This window comes from Kitasatospora herbaricolor (genome assembly GCF_030813695.1).
Classification (GTDB): domain Bacteria; phylum Actinomycetota; class Actinomycetes; order Streptomycetales; family Streptomycetaceae; genus Kitasatospora; species Kitasatospora herbaricolor.
The window spans coordinates 5,016,175-5,034,265 of sequence record NZ_JAUSVA010000002.1 but is presented as its reverse complement, the minus strand read 5'-3'; the positions used below and the strand labels follow the sequence as shown (position 1 = coordinate 5,034,265).

The 18,091-nt window shown below is 73.7% G+C and carries 18 protein-coding genes and 4 tRNA genes; 10 read left to right on the top strand and 12 right to left on the bottom strand.

Features of this window, described 5'->3' with window-relative positions; genetic code table 11:
* Positions 1-289: 289 nt before the first annotated feature.
* Positions 290-1,366, bottom strand: coding sequence for a LacI family DNA-binding transcriptional regulator (locus J2S46_RS22395; RefSeq protein ID WP_191292575.1), 1,077 nt, complete (start codon positions 1,364-1,366; stop codon positions 290-292).
* Between the two features lie 533 nt (positions 1,367-1,899).
* Between J2S46_RS22395 and J2S46_RS22390 the strand changes: the two genes are divergently transcribed.
* Complete coding sequence (locus J2S46_RS22390; RefSeq protein WP_191292576.1) at positions 1,900-2,127, top strand: hypothetical protein; 228 nt, start codon at positions 1,900-1,902, stop codon at positions 2,125-2,127.
* A 193-nt stretch (positions 2,128-2,320) separates the two neighbouring features.
* Here J2S46_RS22390 and J2S46_RS22385 read toward each other — a convergent pair.
* Both J2S46_RS22385 and J2S46_RS22380 read right to left on the bottom strand, forming a co-directional pair.
* A tRNA-Lys gene (locus J2S46_RS22385) sits at positions 2,321-2,393 on the bottom strand.
* Between the two features lie 157 nt (positions 2,394-2,550).
* Positions 2,551-3,357, bottom strand: coding sequence for a nucleotidyltransferase domain-containing protein (locus J2S46_RS22380; RefSeq protein WP_191292577.1), 807 nt, complete (start codon positions 3,355-3,357; stop codon positions 2,551-2,553).
* A gap of 193 nt (positions 3,358-3,550) precedes the next feature.
* On the opposite strand from J2S46_RS22380, the gene J2S46_RS22375 reads away from it, so the two are divergent.
* From J2S46_RS22375 to J2S46_RS22365, 3 genes are all read left to right on the top strand, one after another.
* A complete protein-coding gene (locus tag J2S46_RS22375) occupies positions 3,551-4,297 on the top strand; it encodes an SDR family oxidoreductase (protein WP_191292578.1) in 747 nt (248 codons plus the stop codon).
* Positions 4,298-4,348: 51 nt separating this feature from the next.
* Positions 4,349-5,113, top strand: coding sequence for a tyrosine-protein phosphatase (locus J2S46_RS22370; protein ID WP_191292579.1), 765 nt, complete (start codon positions 4,349-4,351; stop codon positions 5,111-5,113).
* Positions 5,114-5,423: 310 nt separating this feature from the next.
* On the top strand, positions 5,424-5,816 hold the full coding sequence (locus J2S46_RS22365; RefSeq protein WP_191292608.1) for a very short patch repair endonuclease: 393 nt from the start codon (positions 5,424-5,426) through the stop codon (positions 5,814-5,816).
* Between the two features lie 91 nt (positions 5,817-5,907).
* Here J2S46_RS22365 and J2S46_RS22360 read toward each other — a convergent pair whose 3' ends face one another.
* Complete coding sequence (locus tag J2S46_RS22360) at positions 5,908-6,354, bottom strand: RICIN domain-containing protein (protein ID WP_229913122.1); 447 nt, start codon at positions 6,352-6,354, stop codon at positions 5,908-5,910.
* 52 nt (positions 6,355-6,406) lie between these two features.
* On the bottom strand, positions 6,407-7,513 hold the full coding sequence (locus J2S46_RS22355; protein ID WP_191292581.1) for a low temperature requirement protein A: 1,107 nt from the start codon (positions 7,511-7,513) through the stop codon (positions 6,407-6,409).
* Positions 7,514-8,095: 582 nt separating this feature from the next.
* Between J2S46_RS22355 and dacB the strand changes: the two genes are divergently transcribed.
* Positions 8,096-9,700, top strand: a complete 1,605-nt coding sequence (gene dacB / locus J2S46_RS22350) for a D-alanyl-D-alanine carboxypeptidase/D-alanyl-D-alanine endopeptidase (protein ID WP_191292582.1) — start codon at positions 8,096-8,098, stop codon at positions 9,698-9,700.
* 17 nt (positions 9,701-9,717) lie between these two features.
* Here the strand turns inward: dacB and J2S46_RS22345 are convergent, their stop codons facing one another.
* On the bottom strand, positions 9,718-10,965 hold the full coding sequence (locus tag J2S46_RS22345; protein WP_191292583.1) for an SLC13 family permease: 1,248 nt from the start codon (positions 10,963-10,965) through the stop codon (positions 9,718-9,720).
* A 105-nt stretch (positions 10,966-11,070) separates the two neighbouring features.
* On the opposite strand from J2S46_RS22345, the gene J2S46_RS22340 reads away from it, so the two are divergent.
* Positions 11,071-11,373, top strand: a complete 303-nt coding sequence (locus tag J2S46_RS22340) for a hypothetical protein (protein ID WP_370882323.1) — start codon at positions 11,071-11,073, stop codon at positions 11,371-11,373.
* Between the two features lie 22 nt (positions 11,374-11,395).
* Here J2S46_RS22340 and J2S46_RS22335 read toward each other — a convergent pair whose 3' ends face one another.
* The 6 genes from J2S46_RS22335 to crcB (J2S46_RS22310) form a co-directional block, all read right to left on the bottom strand.
* On the bottom strand, positions 11,396-12,232 hold the full coding sequence (locus J2S46_RS22335; protein WP_191292584.1) for a TIGR02452 family protein: 837 nt from the start codon (positions 12,230-12,232) through the stop codon (positions 11,396-11,398).
* A 173-nt stretch (positions 12,233-12,405) separates the two neighbouring features.
* Positions 12,406-14,745: a DEAD/DEAH box helicase gene (locus tag J2S46_RS22330; RefSeq protein WP_191292585.1), complete on the bottom strand. Its 2,340-nt coding sequence runs from the start codon at positions 14,743-14,745 to the stop codon at positions 12,406-12,408.
* 194 nt (positions 14,746-14,939) lie between these two features.
* Complete coding sequence (locus J2S46_RS22325) at positions 14,940-15,632, bottom strand: hypothetical protein (protein ID WP_191292586.1); 693 nt, start codon at positions 15,630-15,632, stop codon at positions 14,940-14,942.
* A 175-nt stretch (positions 15,633-15,807) separates the two neighbouring features.
* Positions 15,808-16,182 carry a fluoride efflux transporter CrcB gene (gene crcB, locus J2S46_RS22320; protein WP_191292587.1) on the bottom strand — a complete coding sequence of 125 codons (375 nt, stop codon included), beginning with the start codon at positions 16,180-16,182 and terminating at the stop codon, positions 15,808-15,810.
* Positions 16,179-16,556: a DUF190 domain-containing protein gene (locus tag J2S46_RS22315; protein WP_191292588.1), complete on the bottom strand. Its 378-nt coding sequence runs from the start codon at positions 16,554-16,556 to the stop codon at positions 16,179-16,181. The genes crcB (J2S46_RS22320) and J2S46_RS22315 overlap by 4 nt, the downstream gene beginning before the upstream one ends.
* Positions 16,553-17,071: a fluoride efflux transporter CrcB gene (gene crcB / locus J2S46_RS22310; RefSeq protein ID WP_191292589.1), complete on the bottom strand. Its 519-nt coding sequence runs from the start codon at positions 17,069-17,071 to the stop codon at positions 16,553-16,555. Before crcB (J2S46_RS22310) ends, J2S46_RS22315 begins: the two co-directional genes overlap by 4 nt.
* 69 nt (positions 17,072-17,140) lie before the next feature.
* On the opposite strand from crcB (J2S46_RS22310), the gene J2S46_RS22305 reads away from it, so the two are divergent.
* From J2S46_RS22305 to J2S46_RS22290, 4 genes are all read left to right on the top strand, one after another.
* Positions 17,141-17,482 (top strand): metallopeptidase family protein, encoded by a 342-nt coding sequence (locus J2S46_RS22305; RefSeq protein ID WP_073925579.1) that lies wholly within the window; start codon positions 17,141-17,143, stop codon positions 17,480-17,482.
* Positions 17,483-17,645: 163 nt separating this feature from the next.
* Positions 17,646-17,718 (top strand) — tRNA-Glu (locus J2S46_RS22300).
* A 58-nt stretch (positions 17,719-17,776) separates the two neighbouring features.
* Positions 17,777-17,850 (top strand) — tRNA-Asp (locus tag J2S46_RS22295).
* 27 nt (positions 17,851-17,877) lie between these two features.
* Positions 17,878-17,951: transfer RNA gene (locus tag J2S46_RS22290), tRNA-Phe, on the top strand.
* Positions 17,952-18,091 lie beyond the last annotated feature (140 nt).

The window sequence follows — 18,091 nt, the reverse complement described above, 5'->3', positions numbered from 1 at the left end:
TTGCGCGGCTCTTGGTGCCCCCGGGGAGCGTCCGTCGCGGACCCTGTGCGGGCCCTCCGACGGGTGACCCCTGGCGGCGCCGCTCACTTAACCACCCCTCGACAGATGACCACAAGATGTCTACAGGATTTCGCAAAAACACGATGCTTAGTCGTGACTTTGCGAACCGCCGGACCGTAACTGGGTGATCCTGGACATGACAGGAGGGTGCGTGCCGCAGCACGCACCCTCCTGAAAACCCCGCCGCAAGCGCCCGGCCGGCCCCCTCACGGACCGCCGGCGACGCCGTTCACACCGCCGGGAACGGCCCCGCCGCCGCCACCTCCGGGAGCGCGCCGCGGCCCGCGACGGCGCCGCCGCGGCCGGGCGCCGGACCACTGGACGCCCGGACCACCAGATCCGGCTCGAAGGACACCTCGTCGTGGTCCACCCGGGCCCCCGCCATCTCGCTGACCAGCAGGTCCACCGCCGCCTTCGCCATCGCCTCGATCGGCTGCCGCACGGTGGTCAGCGGCGGATCGGTGCAGGTCATGAACGAGGAGTCGTCGTACCCGATCACCGAGAGGTCCTCCGGGACGGCCAGCCGGTGGCGGCGCGCGGCCCGGATCGCGCCCAGCGCCAGCGGATCACTGGCGCAGACGATCCCGGTCACCCCGTGCCGCAGCAGCCGGCCCGCCGCCGCCTGGCCGCCCTCGATCGAGAACAGCGCCCGCTCCACCATCGTCGCGGGCAGCTCCAGCCCCGACCGGGCCGCCGTCGCGCGCGCCGCCGCGAGCTTCCGGTTCGACGGGACGTGGTCCTGCGGCCCCAGGATCAGCCCGATCCGGTCGTGCCCGAGCTGCCGCAGGTGGCCGAAGGCCTGCTCCACCGCCACCGCGTCGTCGCAGGACACCCGCGGGAAGTCGAGCGTGCCGTTGCCGGCGTTCAGCAGCACGGTCGGCACCCCGCGCTCGAACAGCTGGGCGTAGTGCCCGTGCGGAGCGTCGTCCTGGGCGTACAGCCCACCGAAGAACACCACCCCCGACACCTGCTGCTGCAGGAGCAGGTTCACGTACTCCGGCTCGGACACGCCACCGGCCGTCTGGGTACAGAGCACCGGCGTGAAACCGTTCTGGGCGAGCGCCGCCCCGACACTCTCGGCGAAGGCCGGGAAGATCGGGTTCTGCAGCTCCGGCAGGACCAGGCCCACCAGTCGCGACCGCTGGCCGCGCAACTGCGTGGGCCGCTCGTAGCCGAGCACGTCCAGCGCCGTCAGCACCGCCACCCGGGTGCTCTCCGACACGCCGGGCCTGTCGTTGAGCACGCGACTGACCGTCGCCTCACTCATCCCGACCTTCTTCGCCACTGCCGCAAGTCGTCGAGTCATGGTTGCGATCCTAGAGCAGAATGATCGCAATTATTTTCACCAGTATGCTCAGATTTTCCGACACCTTGCCAGCAGATCCTTGACTTCCTGTCGTCCGCCCACCGGGGAGGGCGCCGCGGTCGTCCGTGTGCCCACCGGCTCCGGAGGGCGCCTGGCGGGCACACGGACGACCGCGACGGGACCAGGTCCGGGCCGGGAGATGTCCACATGATGGGAAGGGCGGCACCTCCAGCCCTCGCCCGCAGGAGCCCCGAACATGATCCGCTGGGCCGGCCGCGTGGTGTGCACGGCCAACGCCGCCCCCGCCCTGCACGCCAAGGCCGTGGCGCCACCCTGACCGCACCTTCCGACGCCGAGGACGGGGAGGCCGTCGCTCTGGAGGACCTGCCGCGGTCACCGCGGCCGACGCCAAGCGAGGTGGCCCGACAGAGGTCCAGCGCATCCCTCCCAGCGAGGATGTCCCTCCCACCGAGGATGCCGCCGACCTGCTCGACCTGGCCCGGCGCCTCACCGAGGGCGAACTCGTCCCACGGGTGGCCGAGTTCGAAGCCACCCACGAATTCGCGCGGGAGGCCGTGCGCACCTTCGGCAAGGCCGACCTGCCGAGCCTGCTTCGGTACCGCCGCCTACGACACCCGACCCAGCCCGAGGAGGTGCGCGGCGGCACCGGCCTACGCTGCCGACCACCCGGTGGAGCGCTGGATGCGGCCAACCGGATCCAGTGGCGGGTCATTTCGCGGAGCCTGACCGGGGGGACGTGACGGGGCCGACGTGACGGCACGGGCCTCGGAGCGGGGCTCGGAGCGGGGGGTGACCGTCCGCCCGGGTCCGGCGGTCGGGGCCGGCGCCCCCAGGGCCGGCACCGGCCGGACCCGACGCCCGTCAACGGCCCGGAACCGAACGGCGCGCCTCCCGGACTCCGGGGGCGCGCCGTTCGAACACCTGCTGATCCTGTGGGCCGCCAGGGGCTCGAACCCTGAACCTACGGATTAAAAGTCCGCAGCTCTGCCAATTGAGCTAGCGGCCCGCCGGCCTGCGCCCGCCGCTCGTCGCGGTACGGCACCTGCCGGGGTGATCCTACCTGCTGACACCCCGGCATCCGCCAGCGGATTGCCGGGGGCGCGTCGGGCGTTGTGCACGGCGCCGGCACCCGGCGCGGAGGGCGCCCCGACCGCGGGCGCGGCTCAGCAGCCGGCCGGCGGGGTGTAGTGGGCGGCCCGGACCCGGCGCAACCAGGCCTCGGCGGGTGCGGCGTCCGGGGCGGAGGGCAGGACTCCCGGGCGGGCGAACCGGTGCTCGGCGGCGGCCAGCAGGTCGACCGCGAGGTCGGGGCGGTCGGCGATCCGGACCCCGAGCTCGCGGACCCGCTCCGGCTCGTCGACCCGCAGGACCACCGCGCCCGTCTCGTGCAGCCGGACGCCCTGCTCGACCAGCCGGACGAGGTGCCGGGCGTGCTTGGCGGCCCGCGCGCGGGTGGCCGGGACGGTGGTGTCCCGGGTGAGGAGCTTGCGGAACTGCTGCTGGGCGTAGCCGAGATAGGAACCGCGCACCGCCTTGGCGCTCAGGAAGGACGTGCGGATCCCGATCAGCTCGTCACCGAGCGGCGTACGGGTCTCGTAGAGCTCGTCCGGCAGCCAGACCAGCTCGGAGGCGGTCGGGTTGCAGCCGAGGGCGAGCCGGCACCACTTGGCGGCCTCGTGCAGGGTGATGTCCGGCTCGGTGGTGACACGGGACTCGGCCGGACGGTCGAGGCCGTGCAGCGCCTCGGTGGGGACGGCGAAGAGCCCGAGGCGGTCCAGGTCGGAGCCGGCGTGCGCGAGCCCGTACGCCGTCGAGCCCACGATGCCGGAGAGCAGGACGTCCCCGGGCGCCGGCGCAGGTGCGGACGCGGGGGGCTCAGCGGTGAGCTCAGCGGGGGGCTCAGCGGTGAGCTCAGGGGTGGGCTCCGGGGTGAGCTCAGGGGTGGGCTCTGGGGTGGTGGGTGCGGTCATGGCGGCTCCTCGGTCGGGCCCTGGTCGCGGGCGACCGTACGAAGGGGTACGGCCGAGTCTGCCGTGGGCGGGGCGGGCGGAGCGAGCCAATTCCGGAGGCCGTCACCACCGCCGGACCAGCTCCCGTCCGCGCCCCGTCCACCGGTCGGTCGCCGGCCCCCCGGCGGCCCGCGTCCTGGGCTACGGTCGGAGCATGTCCGAGACCATCCTCATCACCGGTGGGGGCCGAGGCATCGGCGCCGCCACCGCCCTGCTCGCCGGCCGGCGCGGCTACCGCGTCTGCGTCAACTACCGCGCCGACGAGGCGTCCGCCGCCCGCGTGGTGGACACCGTCCGCGCCGACGGCGGTACCGCGATCGCCGTCCGGGCGGACGTCAGCCGAAGCAGCGAGGTCGAGCGGCTCTTCGCCACCGTGGACGCCGAACTCGGCCCGCTCACCGCCCTGGTGAACAACGCCGGCTCGCTGGAACGCCAGGCCCGGCTGGACGAACTCGACGAGGAGCGGCTGACCCGGATCTGGGCCGCCAACATCACCGGCCCGTTCCTCTGCGCGGCCCAGGCCGTCCGCCGGATGTCCACCCGGTACGGCGGCAAGGGCGGGGCCATCGTGAACGTCTCCTCCGCGGCCGCCCGCCTCGGCTCGCCCAACGAGTACGTCGACTACGCGGCGTCCAAGGGCGCCCTCGACTCGATGACGCGCGGGCTGGCCCTGGAGGTCGCCGACGAGGGCGTCCGCGTCAACGCCGTCCGGCCGGGCCTGATCCACACCGACATCCACGCCCTGGGCGGCGAGCCGGGGCGGGTCGACCGGGTCGCCCCCGACCTGCCGATGCGACGCGGCGGCACCGCCGAGGAGGTTGCCGAGTCGATCCTCTTCCTGCTCTCGCCCGCCTCCTCGTACACCACCGGCGCCTTCCTCGACCTCGCCGGCGGCCGCTGACTTCCCCCGATCTCCCCGCTTCACCGGGCCCGCCGCCCTAGCGTGGATCCCATGACCGACCGCGAGTTCGACTCAGCACCCGCGCCCGCCCCGCCGGCCGCCGCCACCCACCGGGCCGCCGGCGCCTTCGTCACCGTCCCCGGCGTCCGCAACCTCCGCGACGCCGGGGGCGTGGACGGCACCGGCAGCCTGCGCCCGGGCCGGATCTACCGCTCCGGCTCCCTCCACACCCTCACCCCCGAGGGGGCCCAGCAGCTCAAGGCCCTCGGCCTGCGGACCGTCGTCGACCTGCGCAGTGCCGCCGAACTCGACAACTGGCCCGACCGTCGCCACGGCCTCGACCACGAGACCCTCCACCTGCCGACCTTCCCCGCCGACCGGGAGAGCGACCAGCCCTGGCCCGACAACCAGGCCGACCTGTACCTCTACCTCCCCCGGTACGCCGGCCCCTCCGTCGCCGCCACCATTCGCCGCCTGATCACCCCCGGCGCCCTCCCTGCCCTGATCCACTGCGCCGTCGGCAAGGACCGCACCGGCCTCACCATCGCCGTCCTCCAGGCCCTGCTCAGCGCCACCGACGCCGAGATCACCGCGGACTTCCTGCTCTCCAACACCGGCCTGGACCTCCTCGACGGCCCCACCCCCTACGTCGACGAGACCGGCACCGAACGCACCTCCCGCCCGGTCACCGCCGCCCTCCTGCACTCCTCCCTCACCTGGATCCGCGAGACCCACGGCTCGGTGGAGCGGTACGTCCTGGCCCAGGGCGTGACGGAGGCGGAGCTGGCGGAGCTGCGGAAGCGGCTGGCGGCCTAGAACCTCCCCCTGCCACGGCGAACGTCGCGAACGCGCGGAAACCACAGGCGGTACATGTCGGTGACGCGTCCTACCGTGGTTGCAGAGGAACAGGCGCAACGACAGAGGGATTGCACAGATGAGTCGGCCCGAGGACGAACTGGGCAACGGCGTCCGCCCCGCACGGCAGGACTCCGCACCCTCGGCCCGGACCGGGCCCGCCGCAACAGGCGATCCGGGCCCCACCGGAAGCGACACCGACAGCCGGGGACGGCTCGGGCCTCCGGCGAAGCCCGTCCTCGTTCCGTCGTCCGACGGCGTCTCCGCCCGGATGAGTCGGCAGCGGCGGAAGGACACCGAGATCGAAGTCGCCGTCCGGAAGCTGCTCCATGCCTCCGGCCTGCGCTACCGGGTCGGCCTCCCCGTACCGGGGATGCGCCGACGCACCATCGACGTGGCCTTCACCCGCGCCAAGGTGGCGGTCTTCCTGGACGGGTGCTTCTGGCACGGATGCCCGGAGCACGCGACCCGCCCCAAGGCGAACAGCGGTTGGTGGGCGGAAAAGCTGGACCGGAACGTCGCGCGCGACATCGAGACCTCCCGACATCTGGAGGAAGCGGGCTGGGTGGTCCTGCGGTTCTGGGAGCACCAACCTGCCCGGTCGGTGGCTGCAGAGATCGTTGCCGCCGTGTCGAGCAACCGCCCGCCTGCCCCGGGATCGTGAGCAGGCCGACGGGGGCAGGACCGACGTCCTCGACGGCCGTCCCGGGGCCACCGTTCCAGGTGGGACCCCGGCCCTCCCGGCCGGTGCTGCCCTACTGCCGCTCCAGCCGCCACCACTGCCCCGGGCTGTCCTCGTCCTCCCATTGGCGGACGGGGGTGCCCGGGGTGGTGGCGGGGGCGACGGCTTCGAGGGCCTTGCCGCTGACGAAGCTGGTGAGGGTGAAGGTGCCGGGGGATTCGACGTGCTGTTCGAGGAGCCATTCCTGGGCGCCGAAGGCGTTGGCGGACCACTGCTGGACGAGGGTGCCGTTCTCGGTGGAGGCGCCCGTGACGTCGAGGCGCTTGCCGCTGGCGGCGTTCTCGAAGTGGTAGAGGGCGCCGCCGGGGTGGACGGCCGTGAGTTTCCAGAGTTGGGCCGGGGTGCCGTTGTCCTGGCCGAGTTGGGCCTTGGCGCCGCTGCGGTTGCTGCCGTCGGCGATCTCCAGCAGGAGGCCGCCGGCGACGTTGCGGACCCGGTACAGGCCGTCCTTGATGATCATGCCCGGACCACTCCCCATCCACTCGGTGCCGTTGCTCGCCTCGGGCAGTCTTTCACCGGGCTCGGACAGTCCACTCCTCGTAGCCGAAGGCGGCCGCCAGGACGGCGGCCGTGGCCGCCACCTGGGCGAGGGCGGAAACGCCGGTGCCCAGGGGGACGGTGACGGTGAGGACGGCGGCGGCGACCAGGCGGGGCAGCAGCGGGGTGAGGCCGAAGGTGCGGCGGACGGCGGCGTTGGCGGCCAGGAAGAGGGCGACGCCGGCGGCGAGTGCGGCGGCCTGGGCCGAGGTGACGGGATCGCCCGGATGGGCGACCGCCGACTTGACGCCCGCGGCGAAGAGCAGGACGCCGAGCAGCAGTCCGTAGTGGCCCAGATTGTAGACGCTGACGGCGAGTTGGTTGCGCCGGGCGTCGCTGAGGCCGGCCATGTGGTGCTCGGCCCGGGTGTCGTCGTCGTGGCCGAAGTAGGCCCACCAGAGGCCGACGCAGACGGCGAGGGTGAGCAGGGCGGTGGCGATCAGCGGGGCGGACAGCGTCGCGTCGCCCGCGCCGACGCCGATGGCGATGACGGACTCGCCGAAGGCGATGATCACGATCAGGCCGTGCCGTTCCACGAAGTGGTCGGCGCGGAGCTGGAACCGCGGCAGGTCCACCAGCCGGGGGATTGCGAACTGGAGCGCGAAGGCCGCCACCCAGAAGCCCAGTTGGGCGTTGCCGGAGAGATAGCCACCGGCGACCACGAAGCCGGTGTTGACCAGGTTGAGACCGCCCATCCGGAGGACCGAGGCGACCGCCACCCCGGCAGCCGCGAACATGCCGGTGTGGACGGCGACGATCACCAGGTAGGCCCAGCCGAAGGCGACCCCGCTGCCCTCGAAGGCGTGCGGCACGGCCAGCGAGACCACCAGGAACGCGGCCATGCCGAGCAGCAGGGTGCCCCGGCGAGCGTGGGTGGACGGCGGCATGGCGTTGGTCAGCCAGATGAAGGCGTCGTACATCCACCAGATCACCGCCAGCATCACCAGCACCTGCGCCATCCCGCCGACCGTGAGGTGGTGGGCCAGGCTGCCGGTGAGCTGGGTGATGGTGAAGACGAAGACAAGGTCGAAGAAGAGCTCCAACGCGCTGACGCGCAGGGCCGGTTCGGCGGCGGCGGTCACCCCGGCGGCGGGGGTGGACGGGGGGACGGGGGTGGATGAGGGAGCAGGGGCGGCTGACGGAACAGGGACGGCTGACGGGGCAGGGACGGCTGAGGCGCCGGAGGTCAAGGCGGCTGCGGGGGGAGCGGGTTCAGGAACGAGAGCGGTCACGGCGTGAGTATCGAACCTCGGCCGCAGGGAAGTTGGCATTTTCGGCCACAGTCAGCCATCAGCGAACCGAATACGATGCTTCGTCTCGAAGCGCGGGATCCGCCCCGCCCGCCGGACGACGGACGGGGCGCCCGGGGATCGGGGGTCGGGGGTCGGGCGTCAACCGCCCGGGACGGGGCCGGGCGCGCGACCAGGCGGGTGAATCCCTCACCCCGGAGCCCGGCCATGCTCGAATGGCGACATTCAGTGTGTTTTCGACCACCAGGAGTCACTCGACGCCGGGTCGTTGACCGCCGGCCGCCGGATCACCGGTGCCGACGGCTGCCCCGGTGGACACGCGGCGGCCCGTCGGCGGTCGTAGCGCTCCCCGCGCCCCGGCGGCTCGGCCGGGAACCAGCAGCCATCGCAACACGCCTCGGGACAGGTGACCTGATGACACCGATCGACCGACCGCTCCGTACCTGGGCAGCGGCTCTCACCACGGCCGTGGTGACCTTCGCGGCCGTCGCCGCCGCCGGGCCGGCCGCGGCCGGCGGCCCGCACGACGATCTGGGCGCCGAGATCGCGGCGATCATGGCCAAGCCGGTCTACCAGCACGCCCAGTGGGGGCTGCTGGAGGTCGACGACAGCACCGGCCGGGTCGTCCACTCGCTCTACCCGGACCAGTTCTTCATCCCCGGTTCGACGGCCAAGCTGATCAGCGTGTCGGGTACCTGGCACACCCTGGGCGGCGACCACCGCTTCACCACGCCGGTCCAGGCGCTGGGGCAGCGGAGCGGCTCCACCCTGGACGGCTCGCTGGCCCTGGTCGCACAGGGCGACCTGACGATGGGCGGCCGGACGGCGCCGGACGGCTCCGTCTCGTACACCCCGATCGACCACACCTACGCCAACGACGTACCCGGCGCGACCCTCACGCCGGAGGACCCACTCGCGGGTCTGAACGAGATCGCCGGCCAGGTCCGCAGCTCGGGGATCACCCGGGTGAACGGTGACGTGGTGATCGACAACCGGCTCTTCACCTCCTTCCCGGAGCTGGACCCTAGCCCGGACCCGATCATCGTCAACGACAACGTGATCGACCTGCTGACCACCGCGACGTCCCCCGGGCAGCCCGCGCAGCTCAGCTGGCGGCCGCAGGTCGCGCCGTACCAGGTGGAGTCGACGGTGCGGACGGTCGCGGCGGGCGGTACGACGGACATCGCGGTCTCCGCCTCGCCGGACGGCACCCGGATCACGCTGTCCGGGACGATCGCGGCCGACGCGCCGCCGACCCTGCGGATCTCCGGCGTCCAGGATCCGGCGGCCTTCGGGCGCACCGCGCTGATCGAGGCGCTCGCCCGGGCCGGCGTCACGGTCACCGCCCCGCCGGTCGGCCCGAACCCGTCCGGCCTGCTGCCGGCCTCCTACGACGGCACCCCGCGGGTCGCCGCGTACGTCTCCCCGGTCTACGCCGAGTACGCGAAGCTGATCCTGAAGGTCAGCCACAACCTGGGGGCGAACCTCGGGATCTGCCTGATGGCCGTGGCAGCCGGCAACAGCCGGTGCGCGGACGGCTTCCCCGTGTTGACCGGGTTCCTGCGACAGGCCGGCATCGACCCGACCCAGGCCCAGCTGCTCGACGGCCGCGGCGGCAACCCGGTCGACCGGGTCACCCCGCGGATCGAGAGCGAACTCCTGCACTACTGGCAGGGCACCCCGGAGGCGACCAGGTTCCGGTTGGCGCTGCCGATCCTCGGAGTGGACGGCCTGCTGGCCTTCGTCTGCGAGGGCTGCCCCAGCTGTCCCGGCAAGGGCAAGGTGTGGGCGAAGACCGGGACGGTCGCCGGGTTCGACGCCCTCAACGACCGTCTGGCGGTGGGCGCCGACACCATCAGCGGTTACCTCGACGCGGGCCACGGCCGGCTGCACACCTTCTTCCTGGCGGTGAACGGCGCCTACTCGGCGGACATCGACGGGGTGATCGACATCGGGAACGACCTGGCCCGGATCGCCGGTCTCCTCCAGGAGCAGGCCGAGGCCCGGCAGGGCGGCTGACCCCGGGAGGACAGGCGTCAGGTACCGACCAGCTGCAGCATCCCCCAGACGCAGACCGTCCCCGCGACCACGGTCAGCGGGACGACGATCAGCCCGAGCCGGGTGAACACCTTCAGTTCCACCGGCTCGGGCAGCAGTCCCCGCCACAGCAGGGTCGCCAGCGAGCCGACGTAGGTGAGGTTCGGGCCGAGGTTGACGCCGACGAGGACGGCCAGCACCGGTCCGGTCCCGCCGGCCGCGGCGAGCGGGAGCAGGGCGAGGGTGGCCGGCAGGTTGTTGATCAGGTTGGCGAGGACGGCGGCGATGCCGGCGACGGCGAGCAGTTCGGGCAGGCTGTCGCCGCCGGGCAGCAGGTGGTCCAGGCCGGCGCCGAGCCCGTTGTCGACCACCGCCTTGACCACCACGCCGAGCGCGAGCACGAAGAGGCAGAAGAACACTCCGGCCGCGCCGACGAGCTCCCGGACGGTGGCGTCCCCGCGGCGCAGCGCCCGGGTACCCAGTACCAGCACTCCGCCGAGCGCCGCCCAGGCCGGGTTGACGCCGGCCAGCGAGGTGACCGCGAAGCCCAGCAGGGTGAGGCCCAGCACCACCAGGGTGAACAGCGGGACGGCCACCGGGCCGCGCGGCGGCGGCAGCGGCGCGCCGGCCGCGAGGTCGGCCCGGAAGAAGCGCCGGAACACCACGAACTCGATCCCGATCACCACCACCCAGGCGGGCGCCATCAGGACCGCGAACCGGGTGAAGGTCAGCCCGCTCGCGGTGAAGGCGAGCAGGTTGGTCAGGTTGGAGACGGGCAGCAGCAGCGAGGCCGAGTTGGCCAGGTGGGCGCAGGCGTAGGCGTGCGGGCGGGCGCGGGCGCCCAGCCGGGCCGCGGTGGCCAGCACCACCGGGGTGAGCAGGACCACCGTCGCGTCCAGGCTGAGGACCGCCGTGACCAGTGCGGCGACGCCGAAGACGCCGCCGAGCAGCCGGCCGGGCCGGCCGTGGCAGACCTTGGCGACCAGCTGTCCGGCGCTCTCGAAGAGCCCTTCGTCGGCGCAGAGCTTGGCCAGCACCAGGATGGCGGCCAGGAAGCCCACGACGGGCAGCAGTTCGCGGGTCTGCGCCCACGCTTCGGCGGGGCCGACCGCGCCGACCGCCAGCAGCAGTCCGGCGGCGGGGACGGCGGCGGCAGCCTCCGGCCAGCCGCGCGGGCGGACCACGGCGAAGGCCAGCACCACGATCAGCAGGACGACGGAGAGGACTTCGGCGGCGGCGGTGCTCATCGGCCGATCATGGCACGCTGCCGCCGGGCGTGTTCAGGGGCCGGGTTATGGTCGGAGGGACAGGTGCTGCAGGCGCAGGACCGAGGCCCGGCTCTGGAGTGGATGATGGCGAAGATCCCCACCGCGCTCGTCGCGGCGACCGGTCTGGTCGGCGGCTACGGCGTGGCCCGCTGGAGCGGCCGGCGTGAGCTGGGCGGCGCCGTCCTGGCGGTGGCCGGCGCGACCGCCGCCGTGGGGTGGCGGCGGCAGGCCGGCCCGGTGGCCGCGGCGGCGCTGACCGGTCTGTACGTGGCGGCGTTCGGCGGTTCGCACCCGCTCGCGAAGAAGATCGGTGCCTGGCCGGCCGTGCTCACCGTCACCGGTGTGGTGGCGGCGACCTCGGCGGTGGTGACGGCCCGCCAGGGCTGAGCCGCCCCCGCACGCCCGCCGGTCAGGCGCCGGGCACGACGGCGGCGCCGAACCTGACCTCGAAGGCCGCCCGGTTGGCGGAGACGCGGGTGCGGTCCCAGACCGCGAACACCACCCGGTCGAAGGCCGCGCCGTACTCGGCCAGCCCCGCCTCGAAGGCCTCGGCCACCTGGGCCGGGTCGTTGCGGAACACCCCGCAGCCCCAGGCGCCGAGCACCAGCTCCCGTACGCCGTGCCGGGCGGCCACAGCGAGCACCCGCAGGGCCCGCTCGGCCAGCACCTCACGGACGTCCACGTCGGCCGAACGCAGCTCCAGCTGGCCCGCGTTGGGTGCCGGCGAGGTCAGGAAGTCGACCTCGTACGGCTGCCCGAGCAGGGCGCCGTCGTCGCCCCGGAGCACCGGCACGGCGGGCGAGAAGATCACCCGGTGGCTGTAGCGGAGGTCGTCGGACGCGCGGTGCGCCTGGTAGTAGTCCGGGGCCTCCAGCAGGCAGGTGTAGAGCAGGGCGCTGCGGCAGACGTCCTCCTCCTGGGCCTTGGCGCCCCGCAGGTAGCCGCCGCCCGGGTTGCGCGCGGAGGCGAAGTTGAGCACCCCGACCCGGCCGCCGCCGGCCGCGACCAGTCGGCGGGCGGCCTGCATGCTGCCCTCCGCCGTCACCTCGACGGCCCCGGCGCCGCCCCCCGGCCTGCTCCGGGCCGCCAGCGCGGCCAGCGCCTCCGGGGTGTAGGAGACGGTGCCGGCCCGGGCGGCGGCCAGCCGCGCGGTCAGCTCCACCAGCTCGCCCCCGGGCGCGCGGTAGCTCCCCCGGGCGACGATCTGTTCGTTCACCGCGGCCACTTCGTGCAGTCTGCTGCTCATGCCGGGAACGGTATGCGAGCGGGCCGGTCGGGCGCCACCGGTTATTCTCACTCCAAGAACAACGGGTGGGGCGGCCGGGCCGAGCCGAGGGGGAACGCCGACGGGCCCGCCCCACCGAAGTGGAGCGGGCCCGGGGCCTTGGTACTACGCGGGTCCCAGGGACCTACGACGCGTCAGTTCTTCCAGCGCGGCTTGCGGTCGCCGCCGTTGAAGCTGCCGCCGCGGTCGTCGCGGTTGAAGCCACCCGAGCGGCCGCCGCGGTCGTCACGGTTGAAGCCGCCGCCGGTGCCCTGCGGGCGGCCACCGGAGCGGTGGTCGTCGCGGCGGGAGAACGGACGGCTGCTGCTGCCACGCTCGTCGCGGTCGCCGAACGGGCGGGCCGGACGGTCGCCGAAGGAGCGGGCCGGACGGTCGTCACGGTTGAAGCCGCCGGAACGGGCCGGACGGTCGTCACGGTTGAAGCCCGAGCCACCACCGCGGTTGTCACGGTCGCCGAAGGAGCGGGCCGGACGGTCGTCGCGGTTGAAGCCGCCGGAACGGGCCGGACGGTCGTCACGGTTGAAGCCCGAGCCACCACCGCGGTTGTCACGGTCGCCGAACGAACGGCCGCCGCGGTCGTCACGGTTGAAGCCGCCCGAGCGGCCGCCACGGTCGTCACGGTTGAAGCCCGAGCCACCACCGCGGTTGTCACGGTCGCCGAAGGGGCGGGCCGGACGGTCGTCACGGTTGAAGCCGCCGGAACGGGCCGGACGGTCGTCACGGTTGAAGCCGCCCGAGCGGCCGCCACGGTCGTCACGGTCACGGTTGAAGCCGCCGGAGCGGCCGCCGCGGTCGTCACGGTCACGGTTGAAGCTGCCCGAGCCACGGCTGTCGCGGCTGTCGCGGTCGCCGTAGGAGGGACGCTCGGTGCGGGCCTCGCGGTAGGCGGGGACGCGCTCCTCCTCGACCGGCGCCGGGGCGGCGGTCTCGGTGCCGGCCTCGGCCGCGGCGTCCTCGGTGACGGCGGCCGGGGCCTCGTCCTCGATGCCCAGCTCGGCCCGCTCGCGCGCCGCGCGGGCGGCCAGGCGGTCGGCCTCCTCGCGCAGCTCGGTGGCGCGGCGCTGCGCGCGCTCCAGCTGGCGGGTCATGTCGGCGAGCTCGCGCTCGGCGGCACCGGCGATGCCGGCCGCGCTCTCGGCCTGGACCTCGACGAGCGAGCGGGCGCCGGTGATCCGGGCCACCTCGGCGTCGAAGGCGTGGTCGAGGATGTGACGGCTGGCGTCGACGCCCGCGTCCTCCATCAAGCGGAACACGCCGCGGCGCTGGTGCGGCAGCACCAGGGTGACGACGGCGCCGGAGCGGCCGGCGCGGGCGGTGCGGCCCGAGCGGTGCAGGTAGTCCTTGTGGTCGCCGGCCGGGTCGACGTTGAGCACCAGGTCGATGTCGTCGACGTGGATGCCGCGCGCGGCGACGTCGGTGGCGACGACGACGTTGAGGTAGCCGTCCTTGAAGTCGCCGAGCACCCGGGTACGGGCGCCCTGGGTCATCCCGCCGTGCAGCGCGTCGGCCTTCACGCCGGCCTCGATCAGCTGCTCGGCGACGCGGTCGGCGCCCATCTGGGTGCGGACGAAGATGATCGTCCGGCCCTTGCGGGCGGCGATGGCGTTGGTGATCGGCGCCTTGTCCTTGGGCTTCACCACGAGGATGTGGTGGCTCATGGTGGTGACCGCGCCCTGGGCCGCGTCGACCTCGTGGGTGACCGGGTTCTTCAGGTAGCGCTTGACCAGGCTGTCGATCTCGTTCTCGAGCGTCGCCGAGAAGAGCAGGCTCTGGCCGCCCGACGGCACCTTGTCGAGGATCTCGGTGACCTCGGGCAGGAAGCCCATGTCGGCCATCTGGTCGGCCTCGTCCAGGACGGTGACCATGACCTCGTCGAGCTTGGCGGTGTTGCGGTTGATCAGGTCGCGCAGACGGCCGGGGGTGGCGACGAGGACGTCGACGCCGCGCTCCAGCGCGTAGATCTGGTTGGACATCGAGGTGCCGCCGCAGACGACCTTGAGCTTGAGGCCGAGCACCGAGCCGAAGGGCTCCAGGGCGTCGGCCACCTGCATGGCCAGCTCGCGGGTCGGGACCAGGATCAGGCCGCGCGGGTGCTTGGGCTTGGTGCGGCCCTCGGCCCCGGCGATGCGGGTGAGCAGCGGGAGGCCGAAGCTCAGGGTCTTGCCGGAGCCGGTGCGGCCACGGCCCAGCACGTCCTTGCCGGCCAGCGCGTCCGGGATGGTCGCGGCCTGGATCGGGAACGGGGTGGTGACGCCGCGCTTGGCGAGGGCCCGCACCACGTCGTCGTGCAGACCGAGGTCGGCGAAGGTGACGGTGGGCTCGGCGGGCTCGACGTCGTCGGCCTCGTCGGTGGCGATCTCGTCGGTGAAGTCGTCGGGACCGGCCAGCTCGGTGAGCTCGGTCTCGGAGGTGGGAACATCGGCGGCGGACTCGTTCGCGGGCATGGCGAAGCGGGCGTCGTCAACGAGAGACATGCAAAACCTTCCGGAAGTGGCACGCGCCTAAGTCCGGGGTTCTGGTCTCAACCGCCTCTATGCGGTCAGCCACGGATCGCCGGAACGCGCCAAGGGCGCCAGATGGGAATAGGGCGCCAAGCAAATGGTTCAAAGTAACGATCTACTACCATAGACGAACCTCGGGATCATAGGCAAATGCCCTGGCCAGGCCGCTAATGGCCGCTCGTCGCCTGGGTCGGCGCCGACGATCCGGAGTTACCGGGCGAGGGCAGCGGGATCAGCGTGGCCGTCGGGGCCGCCGTGGTGCGGTCGGGCGTGGGTGACGGCTGGGACGGGGTGCTGGTGCTCGCCGCCGGGCTGCCGGTGGCCCCGGAGCCGCCCGGGCCGCCGCCCGCCGTGGGCGCGGGCGAGAGCCCGCCGCCGGCCCCGGGGCCGGCCGCCGGAGCCGTCTGCTCCGGCTCGCCCGGCACACCCCCGGGGACGGCCACCACAGCCGCCGGCGCCGCGCCCGGCAGCACCGGCGGCTGCTCGCCCGGCACGGCCGCGGCCGGCGACACCGTCCCGTCCCCCTGCACCGCCGTCGGACGCTCGGTGCGCCCCGCCCCGGCGTGGCCCGCTCCCGCCGCACCACCGGCCGCACCGCTGCGGCCCGCCGTACCGGCCGAGCCGACCGGCAGCGACCCGCTCCGCTGGTCCGAGCTGGGGCCCACCGACATGCAGCCCGTCAGCCCGAGGCCCGCCACCGCCAGCGCGGCCGCCGCCCGGACCGCCCCCGTCCGCAGCCGCCGGGCCCGGGGGGCCAGCACCCGCACCGCCGACACCCGGGGCGCGCGCCCCGGCCGGACCGCACCCGCCTCCACCGCACGAACCGCCTGGACCGAACGCACCGAACGCACCGCAGTCACCGAGCTCCCTCTCCTGCCGCCCCACCGCGGCCGCCCGCTGCGCACGGCCGTTTCCGGTGCCCAACGCGCTCCGGCCGACGGGGACACGGGCGCCCGGCCACGAACGCCGCGCCGGCCATCCGCTCGGCGCAGCCCGGCGCGCCCCACCGGCGCGCCCGCGGGCCGCTGCCCGGTGTCAGCCCCAGAGGGCGTGCGCCAGCCCCGTGCCCGCGTACACCGCCGCCAGCCCGGCCGCGATGCTGCCCGCCACGTTCGCCAGCGCGTACAGCCGGACCCCGCCCTCGGCCAGCCGCAGGGTCTCGTACGAGAAGGTCGAGTACGTGGTCAGCGCCCCGCACAGCCCGGTGCCGAGCAGCAGTTGCAGCCGCGAGGACGCCGCGCCGGCCGCCACCGCGCCGGTCAGCAGTCCGAGCACCAGGCAGCCGGCCACGTTGACCACGAAGGTGCCCCACGGGAACACCGAGTCGTGCCGCGCCTGGACGGCCCGGTCGGTCAGGTACCGCAGCGGCGCGCCGACCACCGCCCCCGCCACCACCAGCAGCCAGTTCATCCGTGCTCCCCCTCGGTCTCCGCCCCCGACCCGCCCACCGCCGGAGGCCGGGGGCGGAGCACCTCGCAGCGCTCCAGTGTGACCAGCCCCTCCGGGGCCAGCTCGTCCAGCTCCGGCAGGAAGGCCCGCACCCGCTCCTCGGTGTCGACCATCACCACCGCCACCGGCAGGTCCTCCCCCAGCGACAGCAGCCGGGAGGTGTGGATCACGGACGAGGCCCCGAACCCCTCGACGCCCCGGAACACGCTCGCCCCGGCCAGGCCGGCCGCGTGCGCCCGGTGGACGATCTCGCTGTACAGCGGCCGGTGGTGCCAGGTGTCGTACTCGCCGACGACCACGGTCAGCCGCAGCGCCGCCCCCACCAGCCGGCTCACCGCGCGCCCCCGCCGTCCAGGCCGGACCGGCCGCGGGCCGGACGGCGGATCAGCCACCGGGTGAGACCGGCGGCGGCCCCGACCGCGCCGAGCGCGGCCAGCAGCGTCAGCCCCAGGTAGCCCACCGCCGCCCCCGGCCGGCCTTCGTCGAACAGCCGGTGGATGTCCACCGCGTACGTCGAGAAAGTCGTGAACCCGCCCAGCACGCCGGTGCCGAAGAACGGACGGACCAGCGGATGCACCGGCCGGCCCTCGGTCACCGCCACCAGGAAGACCCCGATCACCGCGCAGCCGACCACGTTCACCAGCAGCGTCGTCCACGGGAACTGCTCCGCACCGCCGGTCGGCCACCACAGCCCCGCCCCGTAGCGCGCCGACGCCCCGAGCGCGCCGCCCACCGCGACCACGCCCACCGCCGGCCACTGCCCGCGCAGCACCGGTGGCCGGCGCACCGCGCCGCCACCGCTCCCGCTCCCGCTCCCGGCCTTCGGCCGCAAGGTCCGCTCCGAACTCATGACCCCATGAAACACCTGGGCCGATGACCTGGCACCGCGTCACCCCAGAGCCGACAATGAACCGTGGAGATGACCCGGGAAGACTTCGAGCTGCTCGTGAGCGACGCCCTCGACCAGATCCCCCCGAAGCTCGCGGCCATGATGGACAACGTCGCCGTCTTCGTCGAGGACGAGCCCGACCCGACCGCCCCGGACCTCCTCGGCCTCTACGAGGGCACTCCCCTGACCGAACGCGGCGAGTGGTACGCCGGCGTCCTGCCCGACCGGATCATCGTCTACCGCGGCCCGACCCTGCGGCAGTGCGACAGCCGCGAGGACGTGGTGGCCGAGGTCCGCACCACGGTGATCCACGAGGTCGCCCACCACTTCGGCTTCGACGACCACGAGCTGGACGAGCTCGGCTGGTCCTGAGCCACCCCCGACGCCTGCGGGCCCCCGCCCCGGAGGCCCGCGGAGCACGCCGGAACCCGCGCCACGCCTGACCGGACGAAACCGTTTTGGCGATCCGCCCGGCATCCCATATGCTTCTCGACGTCCCCGAACGCTGGAAACTTCAGAACCGGACAGGCCGCAAGCCCTCATCGTCTAGTGGCCCAGGACGCCGCCCTTTCAAGGCGGTAGCACGGGTTCGAATCCCGTTGGGGGCACGTAGTAACGTAGTAAAGTCGGCATCGCAAGAAGCCGAAGCGGATGAGATCCGCACGAGGTCCTGTGGAGCAGTTGGTTAGCTCGCCACCCTGTCAAGGTGGAGGTCGCGGGTTCAAGTCCCGTCAGGATCGCTCGTCTCGCAAGGGACGGCGCAGTACGGCCAGGTAGCTCAGTTGGTACGAGCGTCCGCCTGAAAAGCGGAAGGTCGCCGGTTCGACCCCGGCCCTGGCCACAGCTGCTGAACAGCACAAAGGCCCCACCGAGTCCGCTCGGTGGGGCCTTTTGCATGCCCTCGTGTGCCGAGACCCGGATGCCGACCCGGATGGCAAACGGTGCAGCGAGCGGTGCGCCCGCCCGGGCCGCCGGCCCACC